Source organism: Janthinobacterium aquaticum (genome assembly GCF_009208565.1).
In the GTDB taxonomy this organism is placed as follows: Bacteria; Pseudomonadota; Gammaproteobacteria; order Burkholderiales; family Burkholderiaceae_D; genus Janthinobacterium.
This window is the reverse complement of sequence record NZ_WFLK01000006.1, coordinates 21852-35756: the sequence shown is the minus strand read 5'-3', so window position 1 is coordinate 35756 and position 13905 is coordinate 21852. Positions and strand designations below refer to the sequence as shown.

The 13905-nt window shown below is 62.4% G+C and carries 11 protein-coding genes; 9 read left to right on the top strand and 2 right to left on the bottom strand.

Going from position 1 to position 13905, the window contains the following annotated elements; all coding sequences use genetic code 11:
* Positions 1-2: 2 nt before the first annotated feature.
* The 9 genes from GCM43_RS11365 to GCM43_RS11325 all read left to right on the top strand — a co-directional run bounded on the left by GCM43_RS11365 (position 3) and on the right by GCM43_RS11325 (position 9928).
* Positions 3-692, top strand: a complete 690-nt coding sequence (locus GCM43_RS11365) for a response regulator (RefSeq protein ID WP_152244291.1) — start codon at positions 3-5, stop codon at positions 690-692.
* Between the two features lie 11 nt (positions 693-703).
* Positions 704-2020 (top strand): phosphate regulon sensor histidine kinase PhoR, encoded by a 1317-nt coding sequence (gene phoR, locus GCM43_RS11360; protein WP_152244289.1) that lies wholly within the window; start codon positions 704-706, stop codon positions 2018-2020.
* Positions 2021-2248: 228 nt separating this feature from the next.
* On the top strand, positions 2249-3442 hold the full coding sequence (senA, locus tag GCM43_RS11355) for a selenoneine synthase SenA (RefSeq protein WP_226929450.1): 1194 nt from the start codon (positions 2249-2251) through the stop codon (positions 3440-3442).
* Between the two features lie 22 nt (positions 3443-3464).
* Positions 3465-5402: a UvrD-helicase domain-containing protein gene (locus GCM43_RS11350; protein WP_152244287.1), complete on the top strand. Its 1938-nt coding sequence runs from the start codon at positions 3465-3467 to the stop codon at positions 5400-5402.
* A 124-nt stretch (positions 5403-5526) separates the two neighbouring features.
* The gene (locus GCM43_RS11345) at positions 5527-6423 is read left to right on the top strand and encodes an NAD-dependent epimerase/dehydratase family protein (RefSeq protein WP_152244285.1); all 897 of its coding nucleotides are present in this window, start codon (positions 5527-5529) and stop codon (positions 6421-6423) included.
* A 472-nt stretch (positions 6424-6895) separates the two neighbouring features.
* Positions 6896-7279: a LiaF transmembrane domain-containing protein gene (locus tag GCM43_RS11340; protein WP_193315598.1), complete on the top strand. Its 384-nt coding sequence runs from the start codon at positions 6896-6898 to the stop codon at positions 7277-7279.
* The gene (locus GCM43_RS11335) at positions 7269-8102 is read left to right on the top strand and encodes a LiaI-LiaF-like domain-containing protein (protein WP_152244281.1); all 834 of its coding nucleotides are present in this window, start codon (positions 7269-7271) and stop codon (positions 8100-8102) included. The genes GCM43_RS11340 and GCM43_RS11335 overlap by 11 nt, the downstream gene beginning before the upstream one ends.
* Before the next feature lie 3 nt (positions 8103-8105).
* On the top strand, positions 8106-9182 hold the full coding sequence (locus GCM43_RS11330; protein ID WP_152244279.1) for a sensor histidine kinase: 1077 nt from the start codon (positions 8106-8108) through the stop codon (positions 9180-9182).
* 5 nt (positions 9183-9187) lie between these two features.
* Positions 9188-9928, top strand: a complete 741-nt coding sequence (locus tag GCM43_RS11325; protein ID WP_152244689.1) for a LytR/AlgR family response regulator transcription factor — start codon at positions 9188-9190, stop codon at positions 9926-9928.
* On the opposite strand, the gene GCM43_RS11320 is transcribed toward GCM43_RS11325, so the two are convergent.
* Together GCM43_RS11320 and GCM43_RS11315 are read right to left on the bottom strand one after the other, a co-directional pair.
* Positions 9885-12185: an ATP-dependent DNA helicase gene (locus GCM43_RS11320; RefSeq protein WP_152244277.1), complete on the bottom strand. Its 2301-nt coding sequence runs from the start codon at positions 12183-12185 to the stop codon at positions 9885-9887. The two genes, GCM43_RS11325 and GCM43_RS11320, sit on opposite strands and share 44 nt — an antisense overlap.
* A complete protein-coding gene (locus GCM43_RS11315) occupies positions 12182-13837 on the bottom strand; it encodes a VRR-NUC domain-containing protein (RefSeq protein WP_152244687.1) in 1656 nt (551 codons plus the stop codon). Before GCM43_RS11315 ends, GCM43_RS11320 begins: the two co-directional genes overlap by 4 nt.
* Positions 13838-13905 lie beyond the last annotated feature (68 nt).

Below are 13905 nucleotides of genomic sequence, written 5' to 3'. Positions count from 1 at the left end.
TTATGGCATCCGATAAAACCACGGTATTGATTGTTGAAGATGAGCCGGCCATCGTTGAACTGGTGACCTATTCGCTGCGCGAGTCCGGCTGGAATTGCTGTTCTGTACAAAACGTCGCCGATGCCTGGGAATTCATCCAGCACCGCACCCCGCATCTGATCCTGCTCGACTGGATGCTGCCTGACCAGACCGGGCTGCGGCTGCTCTCGCGTATCCGCGCCGACCGCAATTTTGCCGCCATTCCGGTGATTATGCTGACGGCGAAAAGCATGGAAGAAGACAAGCTGGCTGGCCTCAACAACGGCGCCGATGACTATGTCACCAAGCCGTTTTCGCCGCGCGAGCTGCTGGCGCGCGCCAAGGCATTGTTGCGGCGCAAGAGCCCCGAGCATGCGCAGGCGCCGATGCGCGCCGGCAATGTGGCGCTCGACCCGGTCAGCTGCACGGTGATGATGGATGAACAGAAGATCGATATCGGTCATGCCGAATACAAGCTGTTGAAATTCCTGCTGGCGCATCCGGAGCGCGTCTTTTCGCGCAGCCAGCTGCTCGACAAGGTGTGGGGCGACCATGTGGTAATCGAGGAACGCACGGTCGACGTCCACGTATTGCGCTTGCGCAAAGCGTTGAAAGAGGCAGAAAGCCTGATCAAGACGGTGCGCAGCGTCGGCTATATGTTGTCCGAAAAGTAAAGCCCGAGTTTATGAATCCGAAATTGCTGTTCTGGGTGCCAGCCGCGCTGCGCATGGTGCTGGCGCTGCTGGGCGTCGGTGTGGTCTGGTATCTGTTCGGCGCCACCTATGCGCTGGGGATTGCTTTTGTGCTGACAGCCATGATGGTGTTCGTGCAGCTGTCGTATCTGTTCCAGCTCAGTAACTGGCTCGACAATCCGCAGAGCGGCAAGCTGCCCGACGGCTGGGGCGCCTGGACCAGCATTTTCGCGCGCCTGTACCGCATGCGTCGCGATGATGAAAAAAACCAGGCCGAACTGACCGAGTGGCTGGCGCGCTTTCGCCAGGCCATGCACCTGTTGCCGGACGGCGTGGTCATTATGGACGACGTGCTGTTTCTCGAATGGTGCAACCCGGCTGCCGAGAAGCACCTGGGCCTGACCCAGGAGCGCGACCGCGGCATGCGCGTCACCAACCTGATCCGCAGCCCCGAGTTTATGGATTACATTATCCTCGGCCGCTACGAGCAGCCGTTGACGATCACGTTTCGCAACCGCAAGCTGATCGTGCAGATCATCCCGTTTGAAAACCGCCGCCAGATCCTGGTCACCCACGACGTGACGGAAACCGAGCGCATCGAGCGCATGCGGCGCGACTTTATTGCCAACGCCTCGCATGAATTGCGCACGCCGCTGACGGTGATCGTGGGTTTCCTTGAGATCGCTTCGACCGAACTCGATCTCGATACGGCCACGCGCTGCGCCCATATCAAGCTGATGACCGAGCAGGGCCACCGCATGCAGCACCTGATCGAGGATATGCTGACGTTGTCGCGGCTGGAGTCGGTCGACTATCCGCTGCGGCCCGAACCGGTCGATATCAAAAAACTCATGAACCAGGTGGCGCGCGACGCCAGGGCGCTGTCCGGCGGCAAGCACGAGATCGTGATGGAGTGCGACGGCCCCAACGTGCTGGGCAGCTACGATGAGCTGTACAGCGCTTTCGGCAACCTGGCCTCGAATGCGGTGCGCTACACGCCCGCCGGCGGCAAGATCACGTTGCGCTGGCAGGACGGCGTCAACGGGCCGCAGTTCGTGGCACAAGATACCGGCATCGGCATCAGCGAAGAGCATCTGTCGCGCCTGACCGAGCGTTTTTACCGCGTCGACAAGAGCCGCTCGCGCGAAACCCAGGGTACGGGACTGGGCCTGGCGATTGTCAAGCATGTGCTGCTGCGCCATGGCGGCACGCTGGCGATCCAGTCGGTGGCCGAGCAGGGCAGCAGCTTTATCGTCAGCATGCCCAAGTCGGTGACCACGCCGGTGGCTGGTGAGCTGGCGATTAAATAGTGAAGAGCGTAAAAACGTAAAAGCGGGCCGGAGTGGTGTTGTCGGGTTACGCCCTGCGGGCTAACCCGACCTACGCCTTGCCCTCGACATTTTTCAGGCTCGCTTGGCCCGGGACGCCTGTTCTGGCAACTTGGGCTTGAATTAGGGCAGCGCGGGGCAGCGGGGGACGGTATTTCTCGTCCCTTTAGAAATTAGTGCAAAGTTGGCAAAAGTCGTTACAATCCGCCCATGACTTTGATCAACGCTTCTCTTCGCCAAGCCGGCGCGCAGCAACTGGCGCAATCGCTGCTGGCCGCGCGCCAGACCACACTGGCCCTGTTTGACTGTTATGCCGCCGCCGGCTACGACGTGGTGGCGCGCGTGCCACGGCAGATCGAGCTGACGCCGCCGCTCTGGCAGCTCGGCAATATCGCCTGGTTTGCCGAGTGGTTTATTCTGCGTGAGGCGCCCAGCAGCCATCCGGCCGACGCTGTTTATAACGGCCTGCTTACGCGTGGCGACGACCTGTTCGATGCCAGCCTGGTGCCGCATCGCGCGCGCTGGAGCCTGGACCTGCCCAGCGTGGGCGCCGTCAAGATGTATTGCCACGAAGTGCTGGACCGGGTGCTCGACAAGCTCTCGCGCGAAGCCAATATCGACAGCGCGCTGTTGCCCTACCGGCTGGCGCTGGCGCATGAAGACCTGTGCCGCGAACAGATGCTGGCCGGCTTGCAATGGCTGGGTCTGGCAGCGCCGCCTTCCATGCCCACCGGTCACGCGCCAGGTGGCGGCGGCCAGATTGCTTTTCCTGGCGGCACCTTGCAGCAGGGCTCGCCGCGCCAGACCGGCTTTGTATTCGACAACGAAACCCCGCCTTACGCCTGCTACGTGGCGCCGTTTGCCATCGACAGCACGCCAGTCAGCAACGCCCAGTTCGCCGACTTCGTCGACGATGGCGGCTATCAGAACCGGCAATTCTGGAGCGGCGCCGGCAGCGCCTGGCTGATGCAGCAGGAACGCTCTTCGCCGCTGTATTGGCAGCGCGACGGCGCGCAGTGGCGCAGCCAGCGTTTTGGCCAGGTCGTCACGTTGGCGCCGCAGGAGGCGGTGCGCCATCTGAACCTGTACGAGGCGCAGGCCTATTGCGCCTGGATCGGGCGGCGCCTGGCAACCGAGTCGGAATGGGAGTATGCTGCGCTGTCCGGCCATCCGCTGTTTCAGTGGGGCCAGGTGTGGGAGTGGACGGCCACGCCGTTCGAGCCGTATCCCGGTTTCGAAGCAGGCGCCTGGCGCGGCTATTCCACGCCGCATTTCCTCGAGGCCCAGGTGCTGCGCGGCGCCTCGTTTGCCACCTCGCTGCGCCTGGTTTCGCCACGCATGCGCGGTTTTCAGGCGCCGCAGCGCTGCGACGGCTTTGCCGGCCTGCGCACCTGCGCCTGGTAATGACTTTTTCAGATAGCCGATTTTGAACCACGACAACGCAGCACAATTTACGCCCAAGCGCATTACGCCAACGCAGGAACAGCTGGCGATCCAGACGGCGCAAAAGAAAATCATTGTGATCGACGCCAATGCGGGCGCGGCCAAGACCACCACGCTGGCACTGCGCCTGGCCGAGGCGCTGCACCGCGGCCGGCCGCCCGAGCGCATGCTGGCACTGGTCTTTACGGAGGCGGCGCGCGTGGCGCTGCGCCAGCGGCTGCTCGATATCGGCGTGCCGCTGGGCGTGGTCAAGCGCCTGACCATCGATACCTTTGACAGCTTTGCCGGCAAGGCGCTGCTGCAGTTCGAGCACGCGCCGGTCGCCGCGCTGCGCAACAACGAGGCCTTGCTGCCGATGGTGCGCGAGGCGCTCGAGATCACGGCCGACAAATATGGCCACCGCCATGTACTGGAAATCAATACCACCAACGCGGCGATGGCCGAGTTTCTCAAGCTGCAGCTGCGCACCAAGGCGCGGCTGGACTTCGCGCGTCCGGAGATGGACAGCAACAGCCTTGACGACAACCTGGAGCTGTTGGGCATGTCGCGCACGCATTACCTGTGGCTGCGTGAATACGAGTCGCTGCGCGGCGCCGAGGCTGGCGAGATCCAGTTTCGCGGCCCGTTCGACGCCACCTACGATCTGGTACGCCTGCTGGCCGACGACGAGCCCTTGCGCCAGCTGCTGCCGGCGTATCAGATTATCGTGGCCGACGAGCTGCACGACCTGAACGAAGCGTCGTTTCGCCTGCTGACCATGCTGATTCGTCGCGGCAATGCGTTTTTCTGCGGCGCCGGCGACAAGGACCAGGTCATCTACACCTGGTCGGGCGCCGATCACCGCTTTTTGCGCCAGCGCTTCGAGCAGGAGTTTCCCGCCTTGCAGCGATTGCCGCTGACTGCGTCCTACCGCTATGGCCCGCAGCTGGCGCGCGCCGTTGGCGTGCTCAAGAACAAGCCCAGTGTCTCGGCGCTGACGCGCGCCACCGTGATCGAATTGCTGCCCTACGATCATGCCCAGCCGCAGGCGTGCAGCGCGCAACTGATTGCTGCATTGGAAGACGCCGGCGCCGCAGGCAGTGGCGGCACGGCGATCCTGCTGCGTGACCGCGACCAGGCCATCCGTGTGGAAACGGCGCTGTTCCAGAGCGGCATCGCATATGGTCTGGTGGACATGAACAGCTATCTGTTGAGCCAGGAAGTGCTGATGCTGCGTGGCATGGTGGCCATGGCGCGCAAGGATTTGCATGCCATTCCTGCTGGCCCGCGTCGCGGCGAAATTCTCGAAGCGCTGGTGGCGTTTGCAGAAATTCCGTTTACCCAAAGCGAGCTGCAGCAGGCCAAGGCCGATGTTGCCAATTATCCCGATCTGCTGGAAGGTTTTCTCAGCAATCAGCTGGCCAGGTCCAGCAACCGCGACCGGGCTGCGCTGACGCAGGCTGCCGTCGATTATCTGCGTGGCCTGCCGGCCACGGCGCCGGCCGGGCCGGCCTTGCAGCATATCTTCGTCCTGCTGGGGCTGGAGCAGACGGCGCGCCGCATCCATGTCGACCCGGCCCAGGCGCGGGTAGTGGCGCGCGCGCTGCATGGCTTTATTGCCGTTTGCAGCGAAGCGCAGGTGACGCTCGACGAATTTTCCGGCTGGCTGGGCGAGATGGAGGAGGCGGTCTCCGTTACCAGCGGCAAGGCCAAACTGGTGATCGCCTGCATCGACCAGATCAAGGGGCTGGAATACCAGCACGTGATCCTGCCTTACCTGGCCATCGATGAATTTCCGCGCAGCCAGAGCGATGCGCTGGAAGAGGAAAACCGTTTCTATGTGGCCGCTACCCGCGCACGCGAGCGCCTGACGCTGCTGATGCCCGAGAACCCTGCCTATCAAAGCCGTTATATTGCTGCGCTGCAAGCAGCATTGGGGTAGCGGAGGCCAAGCCTGCTACTGTTGCTGTGCAAGCACAAATCTTTTGCCGCACGCGCTCTTTTTGCGATAACGCATTTGCGCCATACTGTTCTGCTGATTTCAACGAACAGCAAAGGAGCAGGCCATGAAAGTATTTCTGACAGGTGCAGCAGGATTTATCGGCAGTTCGATTGCGGCAGGCCTGGTGCGCGCCGGCCATCAGGTCACCGGCCTGGTGCGCAAACCGGAGCAGGTGGCCGAACTGGCCAGCATCGGTGTATCTGGCGTGGTGGGTTCACTCGATGACCGCGAACTGATTATCGAACAGGCGCGCGCGGCCGACGCCGTCATCAATGCCGCCAGCAGCGACCACCGTGGCGCCGTCGAGGCCATTATCGAAGCGCTGGCTGGCAGCAACAAGCCGTACCTGCATACCAGCGGCTCGTCCATCGTCGGCGACGCCTCGGGCGGCGAGGGCACCGACCAGGTGTATTTCGAAGACGCGCTGCCTGAGCCGACCGAAGACAAGGTGGCCCGTGTCGCCATCGACAATCTGGTGCTGGCCAGCGCGCAGCAGGGCGTGCGCGCAAGTGTGCTGTGCAATACCCTGATCTATGGCCACGGCGCCTTGCCGCGCGACAGCGTGCAACTGCCGCGTCTGCTGAAACAGGCGCGCAAGAGCGGCATCGTGCGCCACGTGGGGCCAGGGCGCAATATCTGGTCGAACGTGCATATCGACGACGTGGTCAGCCTGTACCTGCTGGCACTGGAAAAGTCGCCAGCCGGCACGTTCTACTTTGTCGAGTCGGGCGAAGCGGCATTCCGCGACATGACGGCGGCCATCGCCGAGGCACTGCAGTTGGGCCCGGCGCAAGACTGGCCGCTGCCTGAAGCAATCGCCGAGTGGGGCTACGAGATGGCGTCCTATGGCCTGGGTTCGAACAGCCGCGTGCGCGGTGAGCGCGCCCGCAAACTGCTCGGCTGGCAGCCGCAAGGCCCGTCGGTGATCGAGTGGATCAGCCGCGATATGCTCGATCGCTGATCCTTTATTGGATCTTATGTGCGCAAGCGAACGGAGCAGCGCGGCAAACTGGCGTATGATGGCTCTGCTTGGTTGAGGCGCACTGCTGTGTAGTAGACGGCATGTTCGATCTTCCAGCAGGTGAGCCGGTCGCCTCAAGGATCGGCACCAGAATTCGTCATACATCTGCCGATTGGCAGGCGTAGGGCAGGCGTAGGTCGGATTAGGCCGCAGGCCGTAATCCGACAACATTGTTAACGTCTGCGTCTGCGGTATTGTCGGATTACGCCGTTCCGGCTAATCCGACCTACAATACAATACGACGCCCAACACGCTAACGCAATATTCTCCCAAGCCGGCATCGCCGGCTTTTTTCATTCTGGCGCTATTGTTTGCGCCATTCACCGCCTCTTTTCCGCCTTTCGCCGAATGCCGGTTTGCCGCTGGCGCAAAGCCGGGTATCGTTAGCAGCATCAACACTCACGGAACCATCATGAAACCTGACCATGCGTATCACCGCCGCCATCAGTTGCTGTGGGGGCTGCTGTTGATCGTTGTCGGCGCCGCCATTCTGCTTGACCGGCTCGATATTATCGTGTTGCACGACTACTATGCGATGTGGCACTACTGGCCGATTATTCTGGCCGCTTTCGGCGTCAACAAGCTGCTCTATCCGGTATCGGCCAAACAGATATTGAGCGGCCTTTGGCTGATCTTCTTTGCTGCCTGGTGGTATGTGTCGTATGAAGAGCTGTGGGGCATGCATTTTTATAACAGCTGGCCGGCGCTGCTTATTGCCTGGGGCGTGGGACTGGTGCTCGAACCGCTGCTGAACAAACACTTTATTGCTTATCGGGAGTCCGAACATGAAAAATAAGCCGCAGCCACATTCATCGACGCAAATTTTGCTGGGCGTGATCGTGATCGGCCTGGGCTTGCTGTTCCTGCTCGATAACCTGGGTTTTATCAACGTCCGCTACAACATCCGTTTCTGGCCCACTATCCTGATCGTCGTTGGCCTCTTGAAACTGTCGCAAAGCCGCACCACGCGTGGCCATGTGATCGGCGGCGTGATCCTGCTGCTGGGTCTGGTTTCCAGTCTCAAGCACATCGGGCTGTTTTACGTCAGCTGGGACATGTTGTGGCCCTTGTTGATTATCGCTGCCGGTGCGGCTGTGGTGGCCAAGTCGCTGGGCAACAATCGACATCGCCGCGACGCCGGCCAACCGCGCGCCGAGCCACCCCAGCCGCCACCGCACTCAGCATTCGTACCGCCGTCCGACCCATCCGACCCATTCGGCACACCGCGCAACGGTGCCGTTTCGCTCGACAAGGAGCCGGCGCCGGCAGGGAAGGGCGCTGCGGCGGACGACGACAGCATTATCGAAGTGAGCGCCATCCTGGGCGGCTATGTGCGGCGCGTGTCGTCGCAGCGGTTCAGGGGCGGCGATATCAACGCCGTGCTGGCCGGCTGCGAAATCGATCTGCGCCAGGCCTCGATCGAAGGCGAAGCGGTGCTCAATGTGTTTGCACTGTGCGGCGGCATTACCATCAAGGTGCCGCCGGACTGGAGCGTGGTCCTGCAGGGCACGCCTATTCTCGGCGGCTTCGAGGAGAAAACCATCGTGCCGCCCAACCAGAACAAGCGCCTGTATGTGAGCGGCTACGCCATTATGGGTGGCCTGGAAATTCGCAACTAAGTCATGAGCGTGTCCTTGCCCAAGCGGCGCGGGGCGGTCGTGATGCTGCTGGTGTGCCTGGCGCTGGGGCTGGTTTTTGCCCTGGCGCTGGCCATCATGACGCAAGTGCCGTTGCTCAACGCCGTGCTGCTGGTGCTGCCGGCCACGCTGGTGTATGCCATCGGTACCGGCTTTTCCGCGTTTTACCTGTGCCGCGCCTATCCGCTGCATGGGCGCCCGCCCTTGACGATTATCGGCGTCATGACGGTGGCCGCGCTGTTTGCCGGCCTGTTGTGGGCAACGTTTCTGCAGTTTTCCAATAGCGTCAGCCTGCTGTTCGATGTGCCGTGCCTCGGCTTGCCGCTGAGCCAGACCGTGCTGGCAGCGTTTTTTTGCCTTGGCGTCCTGCTTTACTGCCTGGCCGTGGCGGTGCACTATCTGCTGCATGAATTTGTGCGCGCCAGGACGGCCGAGCAGCGCGAGCTGCAGGCGCAATTGATGGCGCAGCAAGCCCAGTTGCGCATGCTGCGCACGCAGATCGACCCGCATTTCCTGTTTAACAGCTTGAATTCCATCAGCGCCCTGACCACCGTCAACCCGGCCGGTGCACGCGAGATGACGGTGCAGCTGGCCAGCTTTTTCCGCCTCAGCCTGGGGCTCGATGCGCATCGCCACATCACGGTTGGCCAGGAGCTGCAGCTGATCCGGCACTTCCTGGCGATCGAACAGGTGCGCTTTGGCGAGCGGCTGCAGGTGGAAGAAGACATCGATGCCGCAGCGCTGGACTGCCTGCTGCCGCCGATGCTGATCCAGCCGCTGGTGGAAAACGCCGTCAAGCATGGCGTGTGCGGCATGCTTGACGGAGGCTGCATCACGTTGCGCATCGGGCGCGCAGGCAGTTTGCTGCAGATCACGTTGCACAATCTGCTGGAAATCGGGCAGCCCGAACAGCGTGGCAATGGCATGGGGCTCGACAATGTGCGCCAGCGTCTGGCCAGCGCCTACGGCCATGAAGCGAGCGTTCACTGGCTGCGCGAAACGGACCATTTTGAAGTCAGTATTTCCATGCCGGCACAGACCGGCCAGACGGAGCAGGGATGACAACAATGCGGGCAGTGATCGTGGATGATGAAGCGCTGGCACGCATGGTGCTGCGCGAATTCCTGGCGCGCCATGACGATATCGAGATCGTTGCCGAGTGCGCCAACGGCTTCGAGGCCGTCAAGGCCATCAGCGAACTGGCGCCCGATCTGGTGTTTCTCGACATACAGATGCCACGCCTCGATGGCTTTGAAGTTGTCGAGCTGATCGGCGCACAGGCGGCCGCCACGCGCTTTATCTTTGTGACCGCCTATGACCAGTACGCGCTCAAGGCGTTTGACTGCCATGCGCTCGACTACCTGTTGAAACCGTACAGCGAACAGCGCCTGGCGCAGGCGTTGGCGCACGCGCGCACGCAGCAAGGCAGCCCGGCACAGGCCGTCGATGCTGTTGCGCGCGAGGCCGCGGCGCGCGCTGCACCGGTGCACCGCGTGCTGATACGCGACGGCGCCAGGGTGCATGTGATCGCCAGCAGCGCGATCGACTATATCGAGGCCCAGGACGATTACGTCAGCATCCGGTCAAGCGGCAAGTCGTACCTCAAAGCACAGCGCCTGGCCGAGCTGGAAAGCCTGCTCGACCCGGCCAAGTTCCTGCGCGTACACCGCTCCTATCTGCTCAATATCGACGGCATCTGCCGCATCGAGCAGGCCACGCGCGACAGCCATGTGGCGATCTTGCGCGACGATACCAGGATACCGGTCAGCAAGGCTGGCTATCAGAAACTGCGATTGCTGGTCGGCTAGCCGTCTGCACATCCCACCAGGCTGGCAGCAGCTGGCGCACTTCGGGGCGTGCAAAGCGGTCGTCGATCAGGTAGACCACGCCCTTGTCGGTCTGCGTGCGGATCACGCGCCCGGCCGCCTGTACCACTTTCTGCATGCCCGGATACAGATAGGTGTAGTCGTAGCCGGCGCCAAACAGCGCGCCCATGCGCATGCGGATCTGTTCGTTGACCGGGTTGATCTGCGGCAGTCCCAGCGTGGCAATAAAGGCGCCGATCAGGCGCGCGCCAGGCAGGTCGATGCCTTCGCCAAACGCGCCGCCCAGCACGGCAAAGCCGATGCCGCGCGTCTCCAGGCCGAAGCGGCCCAGAAAATCGCGCCGCGCCGCATCGTCCATGCGGCGCGGCTGCTGCCAGATGGGCACGTCGGGGAAGTGCTGCGCAAACAGCGTGGCGGTCTTTTCCATATAGTCAAAGCTGCTGAAAAAGGCCAGATAGTTGCCCGGCGTTTGCTGGTACTGCTGCGCCATCAGCTGCGCGATCGGCAGCAGCGAGGCGCCGCGATGCTGGTAGCGCGTGGAAATGCCGTCGGCCACGCGCACGGCCAGCTGTTCGGCCTGGAATGGCGAGTCGACATCGACCCAGGCCGTGCCTTCTGGCATGCCCAGCGTGTCGCTGTAGTAATTCCATGGACTCAAGGTGGCCGAGAACAGCGCCGTGCTGCGGCTGGCCTCGAAACGTGGCTTGAGAAACGGCGCCGGCACGATATTGCGGATGCACACCGTGCTGCCGCCAGCGGTTTTGCTGACATCGAACAGCGAATGCCCGCCGAAGCTCTCGGCCAGGCGATTGATCAGCAGCACATCGAAGTAAAAGCGCTGCAGGTCTTCGTCCAGGCTGGCCGGATGCTCGGCCATATAATCGCCGATGGCGGTGGCTACGCCCTGCAGCGCGCTGAAAAACTTTTCGGGCAGCGCCGCATGTACCAGGTAGTCGCCATCCTGCTCCTTCAAGAGCGCCGTCCACTGGCGGGAAACCCGGTCCAGCGGCTTTTTCAAAGGCTCGGGCGCATATTTGCGCAGCAGCTTCAGCTGCCCCTGTTCCAGCTCGGCCGTATACATGCCGCGCGTGCGCGCCACCATATTGTGCGCTTCGTCGACCAGCACATTGACCTTCCAGTCATAGGCCAGCGTCATGCCGTACAGCATGGCTGACAGGTCGAAATAATAGTTGTAGTCGCCAATGACGACATCGCTCCAGCGCGCCAGTTCCATGCCCAGGTAATACGGGCAGACGCCTTGCTGCAGGGCGATGGCGCGCACGGCTTCCTTGTCAAGCAGCAGGCCGCTGGCCAGCGCCGCGCTGCGCGCCTGCGGCAGGCGGTCATAGAAGCCGCGCGCCAGCGGGCACGATTCGCCGTGGCAGGCCTTGTCGGGATGCTCGCAGGCGCTGCTCTTGGCGCTTAGCTCAAGCACGCGCAGCGGCAGCAGCGGTGAACTGGTCTTGAGGATGGCACAGGCATCGAGCGCCATCTGCCTGCCCGGCACCTTGGCGGCCAGGAAAAACAGCTTGTCGAGCTCATGCGCGGCCATCGCCTTGAGCATCGGAAACAGGCTGCCCACGCTCTTGCCGATGCCCGTCGGCGCCTGTGCCAGCAGGCAGCAGCTGCGGTTGCTGGCCTTGTACATGGCTTCGGCCAGCTGGCGCTGGCCGGCGCGAAAGTCGGCATAGGGAAACTTCATCGCTGCCAGCTGCGCGTCGCGGCTGGCGCGGTGCGCCAGTTCCTGTTCGGCCCAGTCGATAAAGAGCGTGCACAGCTGTTCGAAATGCGTGCGCAGCGCCTCGGCCGTGCACTCTTCGTGCAAGATGGTTTCCTTCTGGCTGGCAATGTCGAAATACACGAGTGCCACGCGCAGCATCGGCAGCTGCAATTGCTGGCACAGCAAATGGCCATAGACGCGCGCCTGCGCCCAGTGCAACTGTCTGTGGTTGGCCGGCATGGCCTCAAACTCGCCGCGGTAGGTCTTGATTTCTTCGAGCTGGCGGCGTTTCGGATCGTAGCCATCGGCGCGCCCGCGTACATGCAGCGGGCCGAAGTCGCCGCATAGCGTGATTTCGCGCTGGTAATCGTCGTCGCGCCGGCCGGTAACGGTAGCGTGGCCGGCCATGCCTTCCTGGGCCGTGGGCGAGGGCGTAAAGCGCAGGTCCAGGTCGCCCACCTTGGCCGTGAATTCGCACAGCGCGCGTACTGCCACCGTATAGGCTTGCGGCTCCGTCATGGTGCAGGCGACCATTGCAGATAGCACACGCTGACCGGCATGGCGTGCTCGGCGCAGTAAGCGATCCAGCGCTGCTGGTTGTCCTGCAGCCGGTCGCCCGGACCTTTGACCTCGATCATGCGGTAGCGCTTTTCGCGCGGCCAGAACTGGATCAGGTCGGGAAAGCCGTTGCGGTTGTTGCGGATGTCGGCCAGGATGCGCTCGAACGATTTTTTCAGGTGGGCGGCCGGCATGCAGGCCAGCGCCAGTTCCAGCAAGTCTTCATCGAGCACCTGCCAGCTGACAAACGGCGAGGTGATACCGGCCTTGGCTGCATAGGTTGCGCGCATGCTGGCGTGGTAGCTGCCATTGTCGAGCTCAGCCAGGCAGGCAGCAAATTCGCTGGCGCGGCGCAGCGAAAAATCGGCGCTGTGCAGGTCGCTCGGGCCGCGATGGAAAGGGTGAAAAAAGGCACCCGGAATGGCCTTGAAGATGGCCGGCCAGCACAGCAACCCGAACAGCGAATTGATCAGCGTGTTTTCCACGTAATAGACGGGCGCATCGTCCTGCGCCAGATGCTGCTGCACCACGCCTTCCACATACCAGGCGTCGGCCGGCAAGGGCAATTGCAGGTCGATGCGTTCGACGGCGGCGCTGGCGGCTTTTTGCTCCCTGGCGTGGCCCAGCTTGCGTCGCAGGCGCGGCGCCATGCGCAGCAGCAACTGGCGTTCTGCCTCGCTTTCAGGCGCCTGCATGGCGACCTGCAGCTGTGCGTAGGCCAGTTGTGGCTGCTCGTCCTTTTCCAGCACGCGTATGGCGCGCCCGCGCGCGCCCGGATAGCGGCAATCGGCATAGGCGCGGTAGGCGGCCAGCCAGTCCTGGCTCTTTTCCAGATGCTGGGCAATCTGGTATTGCAGCTTTTCACGCCGTCCGGCCAGCCAGGCATTGTGCGCATCGCTGGCGGCCAGGCCGGTCAGTTGTTCAAGGATGGCCTGCGGCGCTTCGGCCTCGTTGAAACGCTCGCGGCACTGATGCAGCGCTTCGTAGTGCTCGATATCCTGGCGCGTGCCGAAACCGCGCGACTGCGCCGAAAATTCGACCTTTTCATACTGGTAGATGCCGAGGTCAGCCAGCACGAATTCGGACCAGTCCTGGTGATAGTTGCCAAAATAAATCAGGCGCAGCCGGTCGCATAGTGGCTGGTTGTCGATACGGTACAGCACGTCACTGGAAGCGGGATGCCACGCGGAAAAGCAGCGTGGCTCACTGTACTGCTCGCGCAGCGCCGCAAGCTGGTCGGCCTTGCGCGCAGCCTTCAGGCTGGCGCCGAGGGCAAACGCCTGCGCCACTTCCGTCTTGAGCAGCAGCTCGAATACCTCGTCGATGGTGATAACGGGGTCTTGCTGTACCCAGCCAGCATCGAGCAGCGGCAGGGCGGCGGCGCGCGGGTCGCCGATTTCCGCATACTGAAGCTTGCTGGCCCGAAACAAACAGCCTTTACGCATGACGAGCCGCACAAACAGCGCGCGCGATGCTTGCGGCAGGGTGTCAAAGTGGCCGATAAACTGCTGCTCCTCCTCGCTCAGCAAGTCGCCATAGCGTGTGCTGATCCAGTGCAGTACGCCCTGGAAGTTCTCCAGATAGTACAAAGGATTGTCGAGAATACGGGACATGGTCAAGGATTGTTGCAAGGCTGATAGGCTTTTACTGTGTTTATATACAGTCTAAACCCTGCGATGGT

Coding starts and splice junctions, on each gene's coding strand:
- GCM43_RS11365 (WP_152244291.1), top strand. CDS start 3: ATGGCATCCGATAAAACCACGGTATTGATTGTTGAAGATGAGCCGGCC.
- phoR (WP_152244289.1), top strand. CDS start 704: ATGAATCCGAAATTGCTGTTCTGGGTGCCAGCCGCGCTGCGCATGGTG.
- senA (WP_226929450.1), top strand. CDS start 2,249: ATGACTTTGATCAACGCTTCTCTTCGCCAAGCCGGCGCGCAGCAACTG.
- GCM43_RS11345 (WP_152244285.1), top strand. CDS start 5,527: ATGAAAGTATTTCTGACAGGTGCAGCAGGATTTATCGGCAGTTCGATT.
- GCM43_RS11340 (WP_193315598.1), top strand. CDS start 6,896: ATGAAACCTGACCATGCGTATCACCGCCGCCATCAGTTGCTGTGGGGG.
- GCM43_RS11335 (WP_152244281.1), top strand. CDS start 7,269: ATGAAAAATAAGCCGCAGCCACATTCATCGACGCAAATTTTGCTGGGC.
- GCM43_RS11330 (WP_152244279.1), top strand. CDS start 8,106: ATGAGCGTGTCCTTGCCCAAGCGGCGCGGGGCGGTCGTGATGCTGCTG.
- GCM43_RS11325 (WP_152244689.1), top strand. CDS start 9,188: ATGCGGGCAGTGATCGTGGATGATGAAGCGCTGGCACGCATGGTGCTG.
- GCM43_RS11320 (WP_152244277.1), bottom strand. CDS start 12,185: ATGACGGAGCCGCAAGCCTATACGGTGGCAGTACGCGCGCTGTGCGAA.
- GCM43_RS11315 (WP_152244687.1), bottom strand. CDS start 13,837: ATGTCCCGTATTCTCGACAATCCTTTGTACTATCTGGAGAACTTCCAG.